Origin of the sequence: Flavobacterium notoginsengisoli (genome assembly GCF_042686225.1) — a bacterium.
Classification (GTDB): Bacteria; Bacteroidota; Bacteroidia; order Flavobacteriales; family Flavobacteriaceae; genus Flavobacterium; species Flavobacterium notoginsengisoli.
In genome coordinates, this window is sequence record NZ_JBHUOT010000010.1 from 114,854 (window position 1) to 139,325 (window position 24,472).

At 36.1% G+C, this 24,472-nt stretch carries 13 protein-coding genes; 4 read left to right on the forward strand and 9 right to left on the reverse strand.

Annotated elements, in window-relative coordinates:
• Positions 1-81: 81 nt before the first annotated feature.
• From ACFS3A_RS20495 to ACFS3A_RS20530, 8 genes are all read right to left on the reverse strand, one after another.
• Positions 82-1,776, reverse strand: a complete 1,695-nt coding sequence (locus tag ACFS3A_RS20495) for a glycoside hydrolase family 28 protein (protein WP_379827422.1) — start codon at positions 1,774-1,776, stop codon at positions 82-84.
• A 22-nt stretch (positions 1,777-1,798) separates the two neighbouring features.
• Entirely contained in the window at positions 1,799-3,001 is a 1,203-nt protein-coding gene (locus ACFS3A_RS20500; protein ID WP_379827423.1) for a glycoside hydrolase family 88/105 protein, read from the reverse strand.
• Positions 3,002-3,007: 6 nt separating this feature from the next.
• Positions 3,008-4,651, reverse strand: a complete 1,644-nt coding sequence (locus tag ACFS3A_RS20505) for a glycoside hydrolase family 43 protein (RefSeq protein WP_379827424.1) — start codon at positions 4,649-4,651, stop codon at positions 3,008-3,010.
• A gap of 156 nt (positions 4,652-4,807) precedes the next feature.
• Entirely contained in the window at positions 4,808-6,457 is a 1,650-nt protein-coding gene (locus ACFS3A_RS20510; RefSeq protein WP_379827425.1) for a DUF5123 domain-containing protein, read from the reverse strand.
• An 11-nt stretch (positions 6,458-6,468) separates the two neighbouring features.
• Complete coding sequence (locus tag ACFS3A_RS20515) at positions 6,469-8,364, reverse strand: RagB/SusD family nutrient uptake outer membrane protein (protein ID WP_379827426.1); 1,896 nt, start codon at positions 8,362-8,364, stop codon at positions 6,469-6,471.
• A 23-nt stretch (positions 8,365-8,387) separates the two neighbouring features.
• The gene (locus tag ACFS3A_RS20520) at positions 8,388-11,609 is read right to left on the reverse strand and encodes a SusC/RagA family TonB-linked outer membrane protein (RefSeq protein WP_379827427.1); all 3,222 of its coding nucleotides are present in this window, start codon (positions 11,607-11,609) and stop codon (positions 8,388-8,390) included.
• Positions 11,610-11,783: 174 nt separating this feature from the next.
• Positions 11,784-12,542, reverse strand: a complete 759-nt coding sequence (locus ACFS3A_RS20525) for a hypothetical protein (RefSeq protein WP_379827428.1) — start codon at positions 12,540-12,542, stop codon at positions 11,784-11,786.
• A 611-nt stretch (positions 12,543-13,153) separates the two neighbouring features.
• Positions 13,154-17,488, reverse strand: coding sequence for a hybrid sensor histidine kinase/response regulator transcription factor (locus ACFS3A_RS20530; RefSeq protein WP_379827429.1), 4,335 nt, complete (start codon positions 17,486-17,488; stop codon positions 13,154-13,156).
• 300 nt (positions 17,489-17,788) lie between these two features.
• On the opposite strand from ACFS3A_RS20530, the gene ACFS3A_RS20535 reads away from it, so the two are divergent.
• Positions 17,789-20,404: a beta-glucosidase gene (locus tag ACFS3A_RS20535; protein ID WP_379827430.1), complete on the forward strand. Its 2,616-nt coding sequence runs from the start codon at positions 17,789-17,791 to the stop codon at positions 20,402-20,404.
• 80 nt (positions 20,405-20,484) lie between these two features.
• Here ACFS3A_RS20535 and ACFS3A_RS20540 read toward each other — a convergent pair whose 3' ends face one another.
• A complete protein-coding gene (locus tag ACFS3A_RS20540; RefSeq protein WP_379827431.1) occupies positions 20,485-22,257 on the reverse strand; it encodes a mechanosensitive ion channel family protein in 1,773 nt (590 codons plus the stop codon).
• Positions 22,258-22,472: 215 nt separating this feature from the next.
• Here ACFS3A_RS20540 and ACFS3A_RS20545 point away from each other — a divergent pair, with 215 nt between their 5' ends.
• From ACFS3A_RS20545 to ACFS3A_RS20555, 3 genes are all read left to right on the forward strand, one after another.
• A complete protein-coding gene (locus tag ACFS3A_RS20545; RefSeq protein WP_379827432.1) occupies positions 22,473-22,874 on the forward strand; it encodes a lipocalin-like domain-containing protein in 402 nt (133 codons plus the stop codon).
• 333 nt (positions 22,875-23,207) lie between these two features.
• Entirely contained in the window at positions 23,208-24,026 is an 819-nt protein-coding gene (locus ACFS3A_RS20550) for an alpha/beta fold hydrolase (protein WP_379827433.1), read from the forward strand.
• A 97-nt stretch (positions 24,027-24,123) separates the two neighbouring features.
• Positions 24,124-24,414: a GNAT family N-acetyltransferase gene (locus ACFS3A_RS20555; protein ID WP_379827434.1), complete on the forward strand. Its 291-nt coding sequence runs from the start codon at positions 24,124-24,126 to the stop codon at positions 24,412-24,414.
• Positions 24,415-24,472: the final 58 nt, after the last annotated feature.

Here is a 24,472-nt window from a genome sequence, read left to right on the forward strand (position 1 = left end):
TATGTGAAAGAAATATGTTTCTCTCTTGCATTCTTTATTGCACTAAAAGTCTATGTTTCTATGTATTTAAGATTATTCAGCTTAATTAATTTTCACTTCATTTTTAACCGCTTCTAAGACTTTTACGTCTTTATCCCATATCATTTTCTTGCCTTCGTTGTTTAATGTGATGTCTTTTGTAGCCGTTCCGCCGACCCAGAACATTTGGTTTTCGCCTGTTGATTTAAAGCCTTCAATATTTACGTTTTGACTGTTTGAAAAACTCACCGCAATTCCGGGTTTATCCAGTCTTAAATCCAAACCTTTAAAGTCGATTTTACTGGTATAATTCATTTGAATACCAACATCTGCGCGAATAATCATATTCTCGAACTGAATATTTGCAACAGGCATTTCCGGAATTCCCATAATTTTCATTGCCTGAGAAGCGCCGTTTACATAGATGTTTTTGAAATACATATTCTTAAATGCTGGTGTTTCTTCAGAAACTGGCTCTTTTGCCACTGCTACTTCTCCTGTCTCTTTATCCTCTGTCAGTGATTTTCCGAAATAATACAAGTTGAAATTGATGGCATCTGTTGGAATATTGTTCATTCGGATATCTTCCATCCAAATATTTTCAACAACTCCCCCACGTCCTCGAACCGATTTAAAACGAAGTCCGCAGTCTGTTCCGTTAAAGGTTAGGTTTTTGGCATAAATATTTTTAACCCCTCCCGACATTTCACTTCCAATTGTAAAACCGCCGTGTGCGTGATACACTACACAATCGGTAATGACGAAGAATTCAGTTGGTTTTCCACGGTCTCTGCCTTCTTTGTCTTTTCCTGATTTAATACAAATTGCATCGTCTCCTACGTCAAAACGACAATTAGTTACCGATCCGATTCGGCAGGATTCTAAATCCAATCCATCGCCATTTTGCGAATACCACGGATTTCTAATCGTCAAATTGCGTAAAGTAAGATGTTCGCACATTAACGGATTGACATTCCATGCAGGAGAATTTTGAAACGTAACGCCATCTAAAAGCAGTTTTTTACAATTCACAAAATTGACCATAACCGGACGAAGTGCTTCTTTATAAGGCTCCATGTTTTCTACTGTCTGTTTTTTAGGCAGTTTGTCTTTTTCTTCATTTCCCAAATAAGCTCCTTTTGACGGATACCAGATTTTACCGTCTTTGGATAAAACACCTCCCGATTTTACCAGTTCATCCCATTGCCCGGCAGTCATTTTTCCAATTTTAACCGGTCTCCATTTAGCGCCGTTTCCATCAAAAATTCCTTCGCCTGTAATCGCTATGTTTTCTAAATCAATTCCCATAATCGGAGATTCACAACGAATGACTTTACTGCCTTCAAAATAAGATTCAATCAGTTTGTATTGTTTTAAATCGCTTGTGAAAGAAATAAAAGCACCATTTTGCGTATGGAGATTTACATTGCTTTTCATCTTGATTGGCCCTGTTGTCCATAAACCTGACGGAATAACCACAACGCCACCGCCTGATTCAGAGCATTTTTCTATTGCGGTATTAATCGCATTTGTACAAAGTTGTTCTGTATTGGGAACTGCTCCAAAATCAACGATGTTCAAAGTATCTGCTTTAAAAATCGGAATCTGTATTTCGGGCATTTTAAAAGGAAGTTTTAAACCTGCGAGATTATCTTTCTTTTCGGATGCTATTTTAGCTGTTCCAACTTTTGAATTGGTACAGGAAATTGCTGTGAATAATGCCATTCCAACAAGGACAGCTGTTTTAATTTTTATCATAACTATTGTGGTTTGGAAAACATTATTTTTTGTCTAAAGTTCTTTGCAGTTCGATACCCGCCATAATAAAAGGCCCAACCGCTTTTGCATCATCCTCTCTAATAGGTTCTGAAATATAATAGTCAAATGAACCGTCACGATCCTGCGGGTTTTTACCTCCTAATCCGGCAACCGCACAGCATTTTGTAATTGAAATGCTTTTGTCTGGATTTTCTTTGATGAATTCTTTCAAGATTCCTTTAAAACCTTTTTGTGCCGATTTCAAAAACTTTATATCTACATAACCTTTGTTATAGGCTTTGGTAAATGAATAAACAAACATGGTAGAACAGGTCGATTCCAGATAATTTCCTTTTCGTCCCGGCTGGTCCATAACCTGCCACCAAACGCCTGTCTTAGAATCCTGTGCTTTTAAAACAGCACCATAAACCTTCTGCAGAATTTGAATCAGTTCTTTTCGTTTCGGATGATTCTCCGGCACAAAATCTAAAATATCAACCAATGCCATACAATACCAACCTTGCGCGCGTCCCCAAACGTGCGAAGAAGTTCCAGTAGTTTTATTCGCCCAAAACTGAACTTTCTTTTCATCATAACCATGAAAGTTCAAGCCTGTTTTAGGTTCATAAGTATGTTTCTGAATTAATTCTGCCTGCAAAATGGCATCATCAATCGCTTTCGGATCATTAAAAACTGAACCATATTGTGCCGAAAAAGGATCTGCCATATAAACGCCATCCAGCCACATCTGCCAAGGATAACTTTTCTTGTGCCAATAACCGCCGTCTGAATTTCTTGGATGACCTTCGAGCTGTTTATGAAGCATGTCCATTGCTATTTTATAGCGCTCGTCTTTGGTTTTAGTATAAATCTCAAAAAGTATTTTGCCTGAATTGATTAAATCCAAACTGTATTTATCGAGTTCATAGCCTCCGCCAATTTTTCCGTCTTTATCAATAAGCTGGTCGGCATACGAAAGTCCGTAATCCCAATATTTCTGGTCTTTGGTATAATCATATAACTGCTGATTGGCAAGCGTTACCAAACCATTGGTGTAATTCCATTTTGGAAATTTTACGCCATCCAGATAAACCGGATTTGGAACTCTTTTTTGATCAGAATCTGCCATTTTCTTAGCCCATTCAATTGGTGTTATTTGGGATTGACCAAACGAAACCAGATGAACCAACAAAACGAGAAAGCAGTATTTTATTTTATGTGTCATAATTCCTTAGTTTTCTTCTACTTTAAACCAATCATAATCGGCATAACTGCTGTCGTTAACCGCTTTTGTTCCCGAAGCGAAAAGTCCAATTTTAGCACCAACCCATCGTCCTGCGCTTGGCTTAAACGATTCTCCTAACTTTTTGAAACTCTTACCGTCTAAGCTGTAATAAAAAGTAACTCTGGCATCAAAGGGTTCTTTGTTTTGAATCATTTCTACTTTGGCACGCAGATACACCTCTTTTTTATTAATAGGGATTACAGCAATTTCTTTTTCGCCTTCTTTAGACGTACGGGCATTTTTCAGGGAACGCTGAACTAAATTTAAATTTCCAGTTTTATCCTGTTCAATAGCGATGTAAGCATAATCTTCTCCAAAGACAATCAAACCAGAATTGCTGATTCCTGCTTCGGGATTATTTTCAAATATTAGTTTTGCAGTTGAAGTAAAATTTGCTCCAGGGAATTTCTGTAATAAAAGATTCGGCATCATCCACATCGTTTTTACATTATCTTCTCTAGGAACACAATTCAAACGCATAAATCCCAAATTAGCCGAAGACCATCCCCAGTGTTTTGCAGGATCCTGATTCGCCTGCCATTGCCATTGTACCCCCAATTGATGGCCGTTGAATTCATCTGAAGTCACTAAAGGTGTTGCAGGATAATTTTTACCAACATTCGGTTTTGTCCATTCTAAAACAGGTTCGCCGATTCCATCTTTATTCGAATCAATTCCCATAATTGGCCAATTGTCTTTCCATGTTACAGGCTGTAGATTTACTACTCGGCCATAAGCCCATCTATCCTGAAAATGGATAAACCAGCCGTCTCCGTTTGGTGTTTCTACATAACCGCCCTGATGAGGCCCATTCATTGGAGTGTCTCCCTGATGCAATACGACTTTGAATTCATAAGGTCCCCAGACATTTTTAGAACGCATCGCTAACTGCCATCCCGGTTTTACACCCCCTGCCGGAGCCATCAACCAATAATAACCGTCGCGTTTGTACATTTTAGAACCTTCTACCGTAGTGTGCCCCTTATGCCCGTCAAAAACCAATGCTGGATTGCCAATTAATTTTGTACCGTCTAATGCCATTTCTGAGAGCATTAAAACCGTTTTCACATTAGCACGACTTCCTGCAAAAGCATAAGACAAATAGGCTTTCCCGTCTTCATCCCAAAACGGACAAGTATCGATTATTCCTTTGGCTTCTTTTACTAATACGGGTTTCTCCCAAGTTCCTGCTGGATCTTTAGTTTTAACCATATAAATACCAAAATCAGGATCTCCCCAATAGATATAATATTCACCTTCATGATAACGAATGGAAGGTGCCCAAACACCATCGCCATGACGAACGGTACGATAATGCTCAACAGGAATTTGCTCCTGCAACGCATATCCAACCAACTCCCAATTAACCAGATCATTTGAATGAAGAATCGGAAGCCCGGGAATGCTGTTAAAACTTGAAGCGGTCATATAATATCCATCTTTACCAGCACATACATCCGGGTCAGAGTAATCTACATGTAAAATAGGATTCTTATATTTTCCATTTCCTAAATCGGCATTCCAGCCTTGCGCTCCTGCTTCTAAATATCCTAATAAGGCTAAAGACAACAGTAATTGTTTGATTTTCATTCGTATTCCTTTTTATAAATAATTCATTGATCTAGAAACTTTTTTGGTATTTAGATCATCTCAGTTCTTTTCATTAATTAAATCAGTACATAGAAGTATCCCCAACCACAAGGATACTTCCTGAGTACTGAAACCACTTAACTTAATTAACAAAATTTATGGTAACCATCTTGTATCTCCTACTCTATTGGTCACAATTGGAGAATTAGAATCTTTAATCATCAGATTTCCATTTGCCGGATCGACAAATAAATTCTGTGCACTGACTCCTAATTCGGTTCCCTGTATAGCAGAAGCTCCTAATAGATAATTTGTTGTTGTATAATTATTACCGTATGTAGAAGTTGTATTGGCTCCAATCGCCTGAATCACTTTACCGCAGGCAGAAGCTAACAATACATTTTTGAAGATCAACGTAGATCCGACAGCAGACGGAATATTAATTAATGCTCTGTTATAAGCATAATCGTAAATCGTAACATTTTGATATTCCAAATGAATTGGATAAGCCGATGTACCGTAATCCCAAAGGTTTTTAAAGTTTCGGTTTTGATCTGTTGTCTGATAGTAATCTCTCATAAACGTACAGTTTGAGAAAACTGCTTTTTTCACATTATCAGCTCCGGCAGAACCAAAGGCAAATGTTCCGTAAGGTCCTGTGTGACCTCCAACCTGATCGAATGTACAATAACTCATATCAAAATTTCCGATTTCTTTGTATTTACCATTCCCCTGATGTCTCCAGAAACCGCGTTTGAAATAATTGAAAACACAGTTGTAGAAAGTAATCTGATCAATTTTCCAAGCCGTTCCACTATTAAAGAAATAACTTGCATCAATAGTTTGATAGAAGCGAATATTCTCAAATGCTAAAGAAGACAAATAAGAACCTTCGGCAATATTCCAGTTTCCGTTCATTTCAATCTGTGGGCGTTCTCCCTGAGTTCCTCCTGTCAGTTTAAATCCTTTGGAGATGGTAAACGGCGTAATTTTAAACAACGAACCAGCTTCTAAGAAATACTCTGTTCCTTCTGGAATTGTCGGATCATCATTATTGGTTCTTAGTAAAGCATCTAAATCCATCCCTTTTGTAACAATAATTGTAGCCGCTGATGGTCCCGCAGAACGGAACGAAACCTGATTGTATGGTTTATCGTATCGTCTTGGTTTTTTAGTATCGAAGATGTTTAAATTGTACAAAGTATTCTTTTCTAAACCAATTACCTTGGCTTCTCCTCTGCTCATTTCATCGGCCGTTAATTTACGTCCGATTGACTGAATTTCGGCAGATTGTGCAGGTGCAACAGAAATACTGTCTACTGGATTTTTGGAAGAAACCGCCCAAGTTACTGTAACATCTGTTTCCGTAATATTTACTCTTTCTACAGGATTTAAAATAGGATCAAAAGGCGGACGATCTTCTGTCAAAGCATTTGTATAAGCCCATTGCGAATTGTGTGCTCCGTTTACATGATTCGATCTTACCCTGATATAAAACTGGGTTTTGTATGGAATATCATCCATCAAAATCTGTGTGTCTGTTGTTGTATAAGACTTGTAAAGACTTTTATAATAATTGTCTAAATGCAGTTCTACAGTATAAGATGCCGCGTCGTTTACTTTGTACCAAACTACGGCAATCGAATTACTTCTTACTAAAGGAGCTGTAAGAACAAATTTTGGCTGAAATAAATCGTCTACAGGTTTATAGCGAAATTCATCATTGTCGCAGGATTTTAGTATTTCTCCAAAAACAATTAATCCGATAAGGGATAAAATGTAAATTAGTTTTTTTGAATTTTTCATGATTGATTCAATTAAAAATTAAAACCATAATAATTTTGAATGGCACCGCGGTGATCTGTTATCACTTTTGATGGATAAGGACATAAATAACGCAACGGATTATTTGGCGAAACCGATGAAGCATTATTGTAGTTAATGAACCCTCTAAAACTCCATTTGATTTCGTTTATCGGTTCATAACTCGCCGTATCATTATTTAAAGAGTACCAGCTCATCGCGAATGGATGTACAGTATAGCCTGCGGGATTTGCCGTCAGAATTTGATTAATTCCTTGTATATCCAGAATTTTTCTAGTTGAATTAGCAGGATCAGTGATTAATTTATAATAGACATTGCCCGGAACCTGATCGATTCCCGGAACAAACGCTCCATTAGCGACACGTCCCCAGTTGAATAATTTGTAATATTGATTGTAAACTACTTCACTGTATTTATTCCAGCGTGCTAAATCGAATTTACGTTTGCTTTCTCCTCCAAACTCCCATTTACGTTCGTCCATAATCGCTTTAAAAAATAATTCTGGCGAAGATTGAGCGTTTACATAATTATCCACTTTAGCTCCCCAATCTGCTTGCGCGAAAGCTCTTCTTCTTACACGTCTTAGACATTCTTTGGCATCTTCACGTGGGCCAAAACGTTCGTTTACAGCTTCGGCATACATTAACAATACATCGGCAAAACGCATCCAGGAATAATTGACTCCTGTTCCTTTTTCGCTAGTACCTCCTAAAGGGCTTGTCATGTATAATTTAGACCATTTTCCAACAGCCAAACGAGCTATGCCCAAACGCATTTCCTGATTTAAATTTAGGTCGTAACCATAAGGAGCACAAGTAACATCTCGTCGCAAATCTTTATTATCGAACGAAAAAAGATATTCACCGCATAAACTTAGATTTCCAGAAGCAGATCCATAAGGATGATTTCCGGACGCAATAGGAATTCCAGCTAAATAACCGTATTCTCCGGAAGAGTTTTTCAACATTGCAATCGAAAACATCACATCATCATTATCAATCTTTTCCCAATTGTTTTGTTTGATCCAGAATTCTCTGAAGCCTAATTTCAAATCGTGCTGTTTGCCCTGAATTACTTTGTCTAAATATTGAATAGCAATGTCATAATATTGCTCGTAGTTTTTCCCTCTTTCCATGTGGCCAATGTTCGCTGGATTATTTTCGTCCGGGCGAAGTGTCCATCCACCGCGAGTTAGAGCCAATAAACCAATTAATCCCTGATTAAAACTTCTTGAAGCACGTTCTACGCCATAATCTAATTCGCTGGCATTTTTCATCAAAGGTTCAACTGATTTTAAATCGTCTATAAGGAATTCTAAAATGGTATTTCTATCCGTAACTCCCACAGCAAAATTTTCATCTCCAGTTGAAGATTTAGTTCTAAAAACAACATCTCCCCAAATACGAATCATATCCAGATAAACCATTGCACGAATAGTTTTAACTTCGCCATACATCTGCATTACGTTAGAAGGCTGTGTTTTTGGATCTGTTTTGTACAAATCTGAACTTTCGATTCCCTCAATAACATCATTGGCCATATTAATAATTTTGTACATGGCACTCCAGGTTGAGTTTAAAGTCGTCCAATATGGTTTTGGGTCGTAACAGGCAATATCAGAACCGTTTCCGTTTACTGTATTGGTTGAAACTCCAGACATTTCCACATCGGTATTGGTATTAAAAACAAAAGCAATACGATTGGAATAGGCATCTTCTGCAAGCATCAGGGTATAAACTCCTGCAACAGCAGACTGCATGTCTTTTTCTGATTTAAAAACTTCTGCTTGGGTAAAGCCCGATCCAGGCTGTACATCTAAATACTCTTCGCAAGCTGTAAAAGACAGTGCAAAAATTAGCAGAAAACTTAATACTATATTTTTGTTCATCATTTCGTGATTTAATTCGTTAATTAAAATGACAACTGTACTCCAAAAGCGTAATTACGCGTTCTTGGATAAGCGTTGTAATCTATATTTGGTGTAAGACCTGTTTCTAAATTGACATCTGGATCATATCCTGAATAATTGGTCCAAACAAATAAGTTACTTCCTGTAGCATACAATCTCACTCGGCTTAAACCAATTGCTTTGCTTTGCTGTTTTGGAATCGTGTAACCAATACTCAGCGTGTTTAATCTTAAGAAAGAACCATCTTCCACCGCGTAAGACATCGCAATAGGACGACCAATACTTACCGGATTCCACATCGTAGCATTTTCATTTTGTTTTGCTAATAATTCCGGAGAATAACGAAGGTCGTTCCCCATATCGTCATAATTTCTCCAACGGTTATCTAATCCTACTTCCATCCCAAAATTGTTTTGGTTGTTTTGGAAGAAAGAAGTCATCATGATCTTGTTAGCATTGTACACATCAAAACCGTACATGAAATTGAAAAATGCTGTTAAATCGAAGTTTTTCCAAACCGCATTCACACCAAATCCACCAGAGAAATCAGGATTTGTATCTCCAATTACTTTTCTGTCTTTATCTCCAATTACATAGCTGTTTGGATCTGAAGGATCAGTAGGAGTTAATTTTTTAAACTTAGCATTTCCTGGAACTGGCTCGCCTGAAAGATTTTTTGAGTTGGCTACACCTTCTTTTAATTTCCAAGTTCTTGTTACAGCATCAAAAGATTCAAAATCATCCATTGTATAGAATCCGTCATTTACGAAACCATAAATCAAACCTTTTGTTCCGCCGACATACGCACGGTAATCATCATCATTTAATAACTGCGTTCCTGCCCAGCCCGAACTTAAAATCCATTCCTGTTCTCCGCTTGCTAGTTTGTCAATTTTATTTTTGTTGTAACCAATGTTGAAAGTCAGATCAACCTGAAAGTCTTTTTTTCTAATTACACTTCCGTTAAGCGCCAATTCAACACCTTTATTAGAAGTTTGTCCAACATTCGTCATCATTTTGGTAAAACCGGAAACCGAAGCAATATCAGAAGGCACCAATAAATCTTTTACTTTATTGTAATAGAAATCAAGAGTTCCTGTTAATCTTTCTTTGAAAAAACCAAAATCAAGACCAACGTTTGCTGTATAAGTGGTTTCCCATTTTACATTTGGATTGTTCAAATATTGGCTATTGTAAAAATTATAGTAATACTGATTTTGTTCTCCCCATCCTATTGAACGATCTCTGGAAACACCATAATATTTTGCGTATAAATCGGCTTTTATTCTGTCATTTCCTGAAGCTCCATAACTCAAACGAAGTTTAAGATTTGAAACAGTCTGACTCTCTTTTAAGAAACTTTCGTTTGAAATTCTCCACGCAAAAGCTCCTGCAGGGAAAACTCCCCATCTATTGTCCGGGCCAAACTTTGTAGAACCATCGGTACGAACTGTAAACGTAAACAGATAACGATCATCATAACCGTAATTAGCTCTTCCAAAAAAAGAAGCGATTCTGTTTGGAGATTCAGCCAATGAACCGTTATCAAAAGGAGTTCCTAATGCCAAGTTATCTAAAGCTTTTGGCCCCGAAATATCATCAGGAAAATAACGGGAACGGTAAAATTTAGCTTTTGATTCCTGATCTTTTATCTCTTGTCCGATCATCAACTGAAAATCGTGGCGCTCTTTTATTTTGAATCCGTAGTTTAATACGTTATTCAACTGCCAGCGTGGCGATTGTGTCATTGACCAATATACTACTGGTAGATTGTTGTTATCGGTTGCAGTACGCGTATCTGTTCCATAGAAACGTCCGTCTTCCTGATATTTGTATTCGTAACCAAATGAAGAACGTAATGTCAGTCCTTTTTGGATTGTCCAAGTCAAGGCTCCTTGTGTATTAAAAATTCTCGTAATACGTTTACGATAATTTTTTTCTGCTTCTTCCAACGGGTTAAAACGAGGTTTTGTTTGATAATCTTCCGGATCAAAATAGGTATTGTCATCTGGTAAAGTCATATAATCTTCCAAACCTCTTGTTGGTGCTTCGCGTAAAGCTCTAAGCAGACTCACGCCATCTGTACCAGAACCGTCAATAGTCTGATTGGTTAAACGCGTTTGATATTCAAACAAAAGGTTATCCGTCAGCTTGGTATTCATAATCAGATAAACATAATTCTGACGCATTCCAGTTCCTACCAAAGCTCCTGGCTGATCCTGATTTACAAACGTGAATTTGAATTTTGTTTTTTCGCTTCCTCCGTTCACATTAATATCCGTATATCTGGCAATTGGGTTGCTTCCGAAAATTTCATCTTGCCAATCGATACCTTTGTTTCCTTTATAAATATATAATTCGTTAGCTTTTCCATATTGATTATAAAATCCGGTTGGATTAGAACTTCCTTTACGTGCATTCTCATACTGCAACATCACAAATTCATACGGATCCATTACATCCAAATGATTGGCAAGCGTTTTAATTTGCGTATAATTATGAATGTTTACCTGAACTTTTCCTGCTTTTGGCACTTTAGTCGTAACTATAATAACTCCGTTTGCTCCTCGCGCACCGTAAACCGCTGTTGACGCCGCGTCTTTTAAAACTTCTACCGATTCAATATCCGTTGGCGGAATATCATTTAGATTCGCAACTTCAAATCCATCGACTAAAATCAAAGGCGAATTATCTTCTGTAATAGATCCTCCTCCACGAATTCTGATCTTTACCTCTGCACCCGGCGAACCATCAACAGTAGTAACCTGAACCCCAGGAAGTCTTCCTGTCAAAGCTTCAGCCACGTTTGCTGTTGGCACTTTTGCCAGTTCCGTTCCTTTTATACTGGCAACGGCTCCTGTTAAGTTTTTACGTTTTTGAGTACCGTAACCAATAACTACTACTTCATTTAATTCACTGTTCGATTCTTTCATTTGAACCGTAATTCCGGAAGTACGTCCTTTTACGGCTACCGTCTCATCGGTTAAACCAATAAATTTGACAATCAAAACTGCTGTTGCCGGGTCATTAACAGCAATACTGAATTTACCGTCAAAATCGGTAACGGTGTTGGTATTTTCATTTTTTACAATAATAGTTGCGCCGGGAATAAGCCCCATGTTATCCCTTACTGTACCGCTTACAGTAACACGCTTCTGAGCATAAGCACCAAATGTCAGACATAAGAGTGCTAAAATGCTCCAGATATATTTTTTTATCTTCATAACTAGAATATTTCTTTAATTATTTTAAAAGCCTAGACATAGGATTTCTGTAGGGAACAGCAAAAATTACTATGATTCTATTTGATCATAATGGCTTGTTCCCGCCTTTTATTAATACATCAAGACAGCTAATTATAGTTGGTAAGTTTCTGTTGTATTTAAACAACAGTTTTTTTAAAGTGCGTTCAAATAGAAATCAGCGTTTGTGACTTTGCTGGCTTCAATCGCAAAACTTCCTTCGATCTCTTTTGTTTTGACAACCTGCTGATTTTGATCCAAACATTCGATTTTAATTTTGACATTGTTTGCAGGATCGCCTGTTTGAAATAAAATAAAATCTTCTGCATAATTAATTCCACCGCTCGTTGTGGCTTTGCTTCTCGTTACGAACATATCTTCGTTGATATAAGTTCCGTCCAAAACTTTGTAACCGCTTCTTTTTACTGAAATGGTTGTTTTAATGGTTGTGTAACTTCTATCCGCATTTACATCTAAAGATTTCAAACGAAGTATTCCCGTTCTGGTCTTAATGTTAAGCGTAAGTGGTTGATCAAAAGGCGAAGCATACGGCATGGCATCTGACAAATTCACATGCTGATTGGCCAATGCCGGCTGTGGCACAATAAGGTCATTTAGATTCGTTGGAGACGGAATCATTTGTTCCGGATAATCTGAGGCTACAAATTTGTATTTTCCATCATCTAAAGAAAAAGGATAAAGCGAACTGTAGTTGGCAAAATACTCTCCGTTGTCTTTGTAAACAAAAAGCGGTCTGGTAGAAATCCCGACATTCAAGTTCCAAGGCACATCATTTAATTGAAAATCTAATAGTTTTACTGTAGAACTTTCATATTTAAAATCGTCACTTGAACAGGAACTTAATATGGAAAGCAATACTCCTGCTCCCAATATGAGTTGTTTCATGATTTTCATAACAGCAAAATTTAAAAATGATTACTATTTTGCTTTTCAAACTTTCTACAGCTACAGCTTACAGATTTTGTTTTTAAGAGTTGAGTTAAAAATTTGGTTTGGTTCATAATTTTGGTTTTAAGGTTAGTTAGTAAAATCATTTCCGATTATGAAGCAAAACTAGATATAGCGTATTGTAATGAGGGGTAAATTTTGCTTTTCGAAAAGGGTTAAATCGCTATTTATCCTTAAAAATCTAGGTTTTTATCAATTATTAACCCTATTTTTTATTTCATGTAAAAAAATAGTCACAAATAAAAACACATATCACAATCATGTTTTCAAATACTTATAAAACAAAAAAACAGGCAATTCTAAACATGCTGGAAGCCTATTGTATTCTTATATTTTCTAGCCCCAGCGGGACATAATATTTATAGAAATTAAATTATGTAGATCAAAAAAAGCTCCAGAGGAGCGAAATATTACCTACATTGTAAATAATATGTCGCTCCTCTGGAGCTCTGATGCAGATAATAAATATGATTTCTATAAACATTTCGCTTCTCCGAAGCTTTACTTTTAAAAGCTAAAAGATTATTAAATACCTGTAGAAAAATTATCCCATCTACCTAACGAAACTGCCTGCGATATTCTGCAGGAGTGTAATTATATTTTGATTTAAAACATTTTCCGAAATATTTCAAATCACTAAATCCGACTTCAAAGCAGATTTCTTTAATTAATAAATCTTCATTCTTTAGAAGGTTTGCCGCTTCGCTAAGTTTCATGTCCCTTATAAAAACAACCGGAGAAACTCCTGTAACATCTTTTAGTTTATTAAAAAAGCTGGCTCGCGACATGCACATCAGTTTTCCTAACTCATCTACAGAGAAATCGGTTTTAGAAATATTTTCTTTTACAAGCTCTATGACTCTCAGCATAAATTTGTTGTCTTTATCTGAAATCTGTAGAGGCACTTCTTTTGCAATTTGCGCAATACTTCCTGTTGAGTACAACTGCTGTAAACGAATGCGTTGTTCTAAAACATTTTTTACCCTTGCTTTTAAGAAACTCACATTAAAAGGTTTTGTAATATAATCGTCTGCACCGTATTCCATTCCTTCCAATTTACTTTCAATAGCTGTTTTTGCGCTTAACAGAATAACCGGAACATGACTGATTGCAAAGTTGTTTCGAATAATTTTAAGCATTTCGATTCCGTCCATTTCGGGCATCATAATATCACTGATTACAAAGTCTGGAGATAATTCTACTGCTTTTAAATGACCTTCTTCTCCATTTTCAGCTGTATAAATAGTATAATCTTCTTTTAAAATGGAGAGAATGAAGTTTCTCAATTCTGGATCATCTTCGACTATTAATCCAACTGGTTTTTCTCTTATTATTTCTTCAATTAATTCTTCTTTTTCTGTTTCTTCAATAGCAATATCATCTGTAAAATGTTCTTCTGTTTCTTCAAAATGAATTTCTACATCATCAGAAAAATGATCGTATCCTTTTTGGAAATTAATTTCAAAACTGCTTCCTTTTCCTAATTTCGTTTCAACAGAAATTACTGCTCCGTGCTTTTCAACTGAATCCTTTACAATTGAAAGTCCGATTCCTGTACTTGGATTAAACGGATTTTCATTGTAATTGGAAAAACGAACAAATAATTTCTTCTGAACCACAGTACTAATTCCAGGGCCATTATCAATCACTTTTAAACAAACATTATTCTCCGTTTCTTCGACTTTTACTTCAATAACATTTCCCTTTTTGCAATATTTAAAAGCATTGGAAAGCAGATTGACCAAAATTTTATCCAGACTATCAGGATCTGCCCAAATGTGTGGTTTGATATCGTCGATGCTGACTTTAAGCTGTATATTTCGACGCTGGCTCACTTCTGTAAAACCTTCGCAGACTTCCTTTACAAATTCGCCCAAATCAATTTCGCGAACTTCCAGTTTTCTGTCCTGCATTCTTCTAAAATCCAGAATCTGATTGACTAAATTCAATAATTTATTACTGTATTTTTCAATAATCCGAAGCTGTGATTTTGACGATTCATCTAATTTATTATCTGAAAGCATTACTTCTAAAGGAGCAGTAATCATCGTAAGTGGTGTACGAATTTCATGTGAAATATCGGTAAAGAAATTTAGTTTTAAGGCACTAACTTCTTTTTCTACACGCACATCATTTCGCAGTTTTAAGATTGTTGAAATCGCACGTCTCACCAATAAAAACAAACCTACAGCCAATACCAAATAGCAGAAATAAGCAAAGTAAGTTCCCCAAATAGAAGGCTTAATTGTTATTTTAATCTGTCTTTCGTTATCCAGCCACAAATTGTGTCCGTTTGTAGAAGAAACGATTAAGGTATAAGTTCCTCTTCCTAAATTGGTATAATTAATCGACTGACCTCCTTTAAGATAATTCCAGTCTTTATCGATTCCTTCTAGTTTATATCGGTAAACAATATTTTCATTTTTGATATAATCTAAAGCTGAGAACTGAACTCTGAAAAAATTCTGATCGTGTTTTAAGACAACTTCTCTCAAAAGATCTGGATTTTTTGGTGTTTCAGGATTTACCTCAAATAATTCTTTATTGTTGACCAAAAATCCAGAAATCGCTAAATAAGGTTTGAATTTTGAAGGTTTAATCGCATCTGGTTTAAAATAAATTACTCCATCAGAATAACCTGCTGCGATTTCACCATTGGATAATCGACATTTGGTTGCTTCTGAGAATATCTCGGTTCCTATAATAGATTTTAATTCCGGAAAAGTTTCACTGCTGTTATTTTTAGGATCAAAACGTACAATCTGATTATCGCCCATGAGCCATATTTTTCCAAATTTATCTTCCGCCATACCCACAACACCTTCTAATGGAAATCCGAAATTTTCGCTCCAAAATGTTTCTGCTTTAACCTGATCCTGTTTATTGACATCAACCAGAATCAATCCTTTCCCGTTTGTTGATAATGCCAATCGACCGTTTGAAGTCACGATAATATCCAAAATATCATTTCCCGAAGCCTGAAAATGATCTTTAAACTGCATTTTATCAGCTGATAGCTTTTCTCCTGCTATAGAAAATAATCGGTAAGATGAAACAAAGAAAATTCTATGATCTTTAGTTTCCACAACCGAACGGACTTTATCTGCCCTTCCTATTGGATAATTTTTCAGTTCATTTCTGTAACTTATAAAATTCGCTTTGCCAGCCGATTCTTTAATCAAATTAAGTCCGCCTCCCCAAGTTGCAAGGTAAATCTGCCCGTTTGTTGCCTGAAAGATTTTATAAATATCATCACAACTAATACTGTATTTATTGTCCTTATCATATTTATATTGTTTGACGGTGAAACTGAAAGAAAGCGGTTTTGGGGTCAGACAGAAGACACCGTTCCCTCTTGTTCCAATCCATATTCTGCCTTGAGCATCCTGCATCATATTGTAAATATCTGCTCCCCAACCCGGACTATCTGGAGATAAAGTACCGTCTGAACCTAAGTTTCCTATTCTTCTTTTCTGCGAATCAAAAATTTCAATTTTCTCGTCACGACTGGCAACCCAGAGATTTTTCTCTCTGTCTTCCATCAAACTTCTTACATTGTGTTTTTTATGATTTCCTGACGCACTTAAGTTTAGTTTTAGAAAATTGCTATTATTAAATACAATCAAATCTAAACCTTGTTTATGAGAACAAAACCAAAGATTTCCCAATTTATCAAACGCCGCAGTATGCATTACATCTGAAAATGTTTCTTTAGATTCTTTGATGCATTTTATAACAGAAAATAACCTGCTCTGTTTTTCATCCCAATACGAAAAAGCCCCTTTATTCGACTGAAGCCAGACTGTCCCATTAGGAGAAGTGAGTAGAAAACTTTTTTGCCTGCCCGCTGCCGCAGAAGGTTCGCTGGGATCCACTTCCAGTTTCTTTAATTTTCCAGTAATCAAATCAAACATAAATATTCCGGAATTTGGAGTATCAAACCAAAATCGGCGTAAATCTGTAAGTCCTAAAAAATTAATACTTTCTTGTGGAAGACCAGCCAGCGTGGTACTATTGTAATTATTAAACCTTCCTGTTTTAATATCGTAAGTACAGAAACCTTCTTTCTTTTTTACAATTAATATTTTGCTGTCGCCTACTTCTTTTAAAAGCAGAATATCATCTTGAATTCCTAAATCCAAATCAAAGAAAGTAGTCGATTTTTTATTGTATCTAATAAATTTTCCCTGATTGCCTCCAAACCAAAGATCCTCTTTTGTCTCAACAGCAATATTAAACGAATTGCTTTTTCCTGGCTGTTCTGACACATTAGTAAAAAAATATTCAGGCTGTTTAGCTGTTTTATTTAATCTGGATAGTCCTGCATTGGATAAAAACCATGTTATTCCAGATTTATCTTCCAATACGTCTGTAATTTTTCCAAAATGTCTGGTGTTATTGAAACTAACTTTTCTGATTTGCCCATTACTTTCAAAAGCAATCATGTCGTTTTTATCTTTTGGAAAAAGCCAAGTTGTTCCTGAAGACATGATTTTGAACTGCTCAAAAACAAGATTGTTCGATTTTCCTTCTATTGGATTATGAAACTTTAATTCGTTGGTGTCAAAATAGTAAACATCATTTTTTTCCGACTGAATCCAGATTCTTCCTTTAGCATCAAAAATAAATTTCGATACGCGGTTGGATTGTATATTTAATGAAACGTCTTCCTGTCCGACTTTAAATTTTCTAAAAGTATTGCCATCATAACGAATCAGACCATTAAATGTAGCGAGCCAGATAAAACCTTTTTTATCCTGCTGAATTCCTAATACCCTCGATTGGCTCAACTTTCCATCATTAGAAAAATGAGTCAAAACACCCTGAGGCTGAGCAATACCTTTAATACAGATAAAAGAAAATAAAAAGACGAGTAAAGTGTGTTTCAACATGGTAAGTTTTTCATTTTGGCAGAAATAACAAAAATATCAAAATTCTTTACCTAACCTAGAACTGGAAGCTTAAATAGCAGAATACCCTCCTTTAAATAGCAATTTATCTCCCTTTGATTGCTTTTTTGAAATGGACAAAAATATAGTCTAAGCTTTACAACACCCTTTAAATAGCAATTAATACGCAGTTGAGAAATAGTAAGATTTAATTTTGTATTTTCAAATGTTCTAAACACTTACGAAAAAAACCACAGTAAAAAAACGAATAACTATCAAACCAAAAAACACCCAAATAATTTGATGAAAAAAGTATACAAATTGGTGTTAATGTTAAACTTTGCCACATTAACCACTTTCGCACAGGAAAACCCTGTTTTTAAAAATCCTAATTTACCTATTGAACAGCGCGTGAATGATTTGGTATCCCGAATGACTGTAGAGGAAAAAATCAGTCAGTTGATGGATTCTGCACCGGCAATTGAACGTCTTGGCATTCCAGAATACAATTGGTGGAATGAATCCTTACATGGTGTTGCAAGAGCAGGATTTGCAACTGTTTTTCCACAATCTATTTCGATTGCCTCTTCTTGGGATAAACAGTTAGTACTTGATGTTGCCAATGCGATATCAGATGAAGCTCGTGCCAAACATCATGAATATCTTCGACGAGGACAACACGGTATCTATCAGGGATTGACGTTTTGGTCACCAAATGTCAACATCTTTCGTGATCCACGCTGGGGACGCGGGCATGAAACTTACGGCGAAGATCCGTATTTAACTGGTCAATTGGGACTTAATTATGTAAAAGGGCTTCAGGGAACTGATCCAAAATATTTAAAAGTAGTAGCGACTGCCAAACATTATGCTGTACATTCTGGGCCAGAACCTTCCCGTCATGAATTCAATGCGAATGTCAGCGATATTGATCTATATGAAACCTATTTACCAGCATTCCGCACTCTTGTAAAAGATGGAAGCGTTTATTCTGTCATGGGAGCTTATAACCGTTTTAGAGGAGAATCTTGCAGTGCTAGTCCGTTTTTGTTTAATATTCTTAGAAATGACTGGGGTTTTCAGGGTTATATTGTTTCAGACTGTGGCGCTGTTACAGACATTTGGAAATATCATAAAATTACAAATGATGCTGCTTCGGCTTCTGCTCTTGCTGTAAAAGAAGGTTTAGATTTGGAATGTGGCAGCAGTTACAAATCTTTAAAAGAAGCTCTGGATCGTAAACTGCTTTCGGAAGCCGATATCGATTTAACTATAAAACGCCTTTTTACAGCTCGTTTTAAATTGGGAATGTTCGATCCGGACGAAATTGTTCCTTATGCACAGATTCCGTTTTCAGTTAACAATAACGCCGCTAATGACTGGCTGGCACGAATAGCGTCACAAAAAAGTATCGTTCTTCTAAAAAATCAAAATAATGCTTTACCACTTTCTAAAAACATAAAAACAATTGCCGTTATTGGTCCAAATGCTAATGATGTACAATCTTTATGGGGTAATTACAGCGGCGTGCCAAGTAATCCAATTACAGTTTTAAAAGGTATTCAAAATAAAATAGAACCTAATGCTAAAGTATTGTACGCAAAAGGAACTGATCTTGCCAAAGGTGTTCCTGAAATGACAGTTATTCCATCAGTTTATTTTCAAAATGAAAACGGAAAACAAGGTTTAATGGGCGAATATTATGATAACAGCAAATGGGAAGGAAAACCTCTTTTTGTGCGTAATGATGATAATGTAGATTTTCACTGGGACATTAATACACCCGACCCAAGAATGAAAATGGGGAATTACAGTGTAAAATGGTCGGGTTATCTTACTGTACCAAAATCGGGAGTTTACGAAATATCAGATTGGGCAAAACCTTTTATGACCGTTGATATTGAAACGGGAAAATCATCTGGAGGAAAAAACAATCATCATCCGAGAATTCGTCCGCAGAAAATTGAATTAGAAGCTGGTAAGAAATATAAAATCGAAGTTAAATATCAAAATTTTTATGGCGATGCTATAGCACAGCTTTTATGGGCTGAACCACAAGAAAACGTTTTGAAAGAAGCTGTTGAAACCGCTAATAAAGCAGATGCAGTAGTTTTGGTATTAGGATTAAACGAACGTCTGGAAGGCGAAGAAATGAAAGTCGAAGCAGACGGTTTTGAAGGTGGCGACCGTACCAGTCTAAATTTACCAGCGAACCAGGAAGAATTAATGAAAGCTTTGGTTGCTACAGGAAAACCAGTTGTTTTAGTTCTAATTAACGGAAGCGCACTTTCTATCAACTGGGCAAATGATAATGTTCCTGCGATATTAACAGCAGGATATCCTGGACAGCAGGGAGGAAATGCTATTGCTGATGTTCTTTTTGGCGATTACAATCCTGCTGGAAGATTGCCAGTTACCTATTATAAATCGGTAGATCAACTTCCTGCCTTTGAAAACTATGATATGAAAGGACGTACTTATCGTTATTTTGAGAAGAAACCTTTATATCCGTTTGGTTTTGGTTTGAGTTATACCCAATTCAAATACAGCAATTTACAGCTCCCATCAACTGCATCAGCTGATAAAGACTTAAAAGTATCTGTTGATGTAACCAATATTGGAGATCGTGATGGCGAAGAAGTTGTTGAATTGTATATTAAAGACGAAAAAGCGTCAACACCTCGCCCAATAGTTCAATTAGAAGGTTTTGAACGCATTACTCTAAAAAAAGGCGAAACCAAAACAGTTGATTTTGTTTTAACTCCGAGACAATTGTCATTAATCAATAAGAAAAAACAACGTGTTGTAGAACCGGGATGGTTTACTATTTCAATTGGCGGAAAACAACCTGATGGTTCTGCTGCTGTTCAAACTGGACGTATCAATATTACTGGAAAAACAATCACGCTGGATAAATAAATTCATTTTCTACCGATGAAATGTTCCGATGGAACATAAAAAACAGGCTCTCTCAAAAATTGAGAGAGCCTGTTTTTTATTTATTCTTCGCTGGGTTTATAACTTCCGTCATCGGGATATTTTAAACTGTCTTTTAATTCCTCAACACGTTTAGGATCAAATTTTGGTAATTGTAATTCATTATTTTCTTTCCATTTCTTGATGGTTTCAGAAATTGCATCCGATTTCTCCGTTGATCGGGAAATATCTCGTGCCATATAAAGCGTCTGCGACGGATAAGCTAATGAGGTTCCACTTTGCTCTATTATATCCATCATTCTCAACAATATATCTTCCTGAACTTCCTGAGAAGTTTCAACATTAATCGCTTCAATATAAGCTGTAATTTCAACTTTCAAAGCATCTGCAGTTACACCGGTAAAACGGACTATCGGGTTTGAATTGTTTATCGCTGGATGAGCATACAACAAAGATCTAAGTTCTATCAGCAAATAACGCATCTGATCTGGAGAAGTCTCCATTCTAAAATTGAATATTGGATTAAATATAAAACGATCTCGATGGTTATAATTTTCTATTTTACTCGCTGATAATTGTCCGTTTGGAATCGTTACAATTGTTCTTGCAGAAGTCCTCAGTGTGGTCGAACGCATTCCGATCGATTCTACCGTTCCTTTAATATCATCTATTCGACAATAATCTCCTACTCGTAAAGGCTGATCTGCAATAAGGCTCACACTCCCTACGAAGTTTTCGATTGTTTTTTGTGCTCCTAATGCTAATGCGATACCCCCTATTCCCAATGCGGCGAGTCCAGCTGTTACATCTACTCCAATAATTCCTAATAAAGCAATGATTCCTATAACCACGATTGCCGCTTTGGTGGTTCGGCTTAGAAATAAAATAGCAGAGATCGCAGAAATACGCCCGCTTCTGCTCATTCTGCTTCGAGCGTACATGCTTACAAAATCGGTCATTCTCCACAATAAAATCAGAAAAGCAAGAATTCCGATTGTGATTATAATAATTCCAAAACGCTGTCTTACGATTATCGAAATTCCCATACGTTGTGTAAAGGCAACAAATAAAAGCACAGTAAGATACATATGAACTGGTAACGTAAGTGCTTCTATAATAGCTGTTCCTTGTTCTGTAGCCGCTTTTTTCCATACTTTTTGAACTAATAAACCAATCAGGAAAACCAGTAATCTCGCAAGTAAATAAGATAAAACCGTCATTACAACCACAACAGTCCAATGTCCAATTGGAACATTCCCTAACTTTCTTTCTTTAAGAACCGTAGGCAATATGCGATCTAGAAAAGTCTTTTCTTTAGAAACATCAGCAGAAAGAATAGATTCAACGGTTTCGGCAGAAAAAAGCCATAACGCAGGCTGACTGTCATCTGACTGGTTTTCTACATAAAGCTGAATTGCTGTTTTACTTGTAGTAATACTTCCAACATGATCTACTCCGGTTGCCAAATCATCATCGGTACGTCCGGTCTCTTTATTACTGATAATAGAAGATGGAGATAAATTCCCTCCCTGATCTAATAACTGCTGAAATGTCTTCGCTATACGAATTCTTTCAGCGGTTTTACGATAGGAACGTTTACTTAACACAAAATACTGACTGGCACGAAGATAGTTCTGGTCACCTATAGCTTTAATAAAACCATTAACGGTTCCTTGCGGCGTTCTTCTTCCAAGAGAATCATCTGGAATTTTTACAGCTTCTTCTGTAGTGGCTTTACTAGTTCCTAATAATTGAGCATTTACTATTTGAGGTTTAATTAGCAGAACAAACCATAGTAGAGAAAAAGTCAGTAAACGTTTTACATCTAAACTCATAATTACACTAAATTTCTGATTTAATAAACTAAAAATATGAAATATAGAAGAGAAAAGAAACCAAAATTATACTTTAAATTATAAAAAGTACTTAAAAGAATGGTCAAATAATGCTTTCGAAATAAATTTAATCTAATAACTCACAATAGAAAGAAAAATACAATACTTAAAGAAATTATCCTACATTTGAAACATATAATTTATATATTTCCACTATGAAAAAAATACTCTTGAGTACATTAATTTTAATAGGTTTGGCATCATGTTCCGGCAGCAATGACATAATACCGGATGATACATCAGGTGATATCAATGGTGTATGGATACTAACGGCAGAATATGATGATATTATCAGACAAGGTTTAAGTGAATGCCAACTAAATGAAAATATCGCTTTTGAAGGCAACTCGGTCGTCATGGTAAAGACCGATGAAACCGGAAATTCAGGATGCACAATCAGTACCGTTGAAGGAACTTTCTCTAAAACCGGAACAAGTTTATCTATTCAGACAGCAAATGAAAATAAACAATACAAAATCAAAGAATTGACAAAAACCAAATTACATTTGTTTCCTTCAAATTCAACAAAATCATACGTATACGAAAGAGCAGAGTAGTTTTTTTCTACAATATTTCACTAAAAAATGCAGTATATCTTTATTTAGATATGCTGCATTTTTATTAAACAACTATATTAATATTCTTTAAACATCAATATAAAACTATCAAAACAATCCAACTCTTCAATTATCTCCACTATCACTTCCATTAAACGATTATGTCTTTTTTGTCATAATTCACGGCTAAATCTATAATAAATCGTAAATTTAAGTTCCTCATTTTTTTCTTAATCTAGATTAATCGACAGACTTCCGGGTCTTGTCTAAGTTTGTAAAAGAAAATTAACAACATCAATTATCAAAATTTAATAATCTTAAACCAGAGAAAAAATGAGCACAATTAAAACACAAGACGGAACAGAAATTTTTTACAAAGATTGGGGAACAGGTCAGCCAATTGTTTTTCACCACGGATGGCCTTTATCAAGTGATGACTGGGATGCGCAAATGATGTTTTTCCTAAAACAAGGCTACAGAGTTATTGCACATGATCGTCGCGGACATGGACGTTCCGGTCAAAGTTCTGAAGGAAATAATATGGAAACCTATGCAGCTGATGTTGCTGCTCTGACAGAAGCACTTGATTTAAAAGATGCTATTCACGTAGGACATTCAACCGGCGGCGGAGAAGTAATACGTTACGCAGCCAAATACGGAAAAGGACGTGTGGCAAAAGCAGTCATAATAAGTGCAGTTACCCCTATTATGATTCAGAACGAAAATAATCCTGATGGCGTACCATTATCAGTTTTTGATGAAATCAGACAAGGCACCGGATTTAACAGAGCGCAATATTTTTATGATTTTCCAATTCCGTTTTACGGATGGAACCGAGAAGGACAAAAGGTTCAGGAAGGAATAAAACACAACTGGTGGCGTCAGGGAATGATGGGTTCTGTATTGGCACATTATGAAGGAATTAAAGCGTTCTCTGAATCCGATTTTACAGAAGATCTTAAAAGTCTGGATATTCCGGTTCTTGTATTACACGGAGAAGATGATCAGATTGTACCTTACAGCCAGGCGCCGAAAGCGGCCAAACTTTTGAAAAACGGAAAACTGATTTCTTATCCTGGATTTCCCCACGGAATGCCTACTACAGAAGCAGAAACTATTAATAAAGATATTTTGGATTTTATTAAAGCATAACTTTAAAAGACAATAAGTAAAATGAAGTCTGTGAAAGAAAAATGATTACAGACTTCATTAAAAAAAATAAATATAAAAACACAGTTCAATAAGAAATATGGAAACGATAAAACTAGAATTAGACGAGAAAAAACACGGCGCTTTTAATCTTTATGTTGATGACAAAAAGCAAGGCGAAATGACAGTAAGTATTAAACCCGGTTTGTTAACGGTTTACCACACTGGAGTTGAACCGGAAGCTGAAGGAAAGGGTTATGCCAAAAAACTGCTGGAGGAAATGGTTGCTTATGTACGTGCGAATGATTTGATGGTTTTACCTCTATGTCCATACGTTCACGCTCAATTCAAAAGACATCCGGACGACTATCAGGATATTTGGAAAAAGTAAATAATCCTGTTTTTTTTTAGCCTCAGATTAAAAGCATTAAAAAAGATCAAAAAGTCTG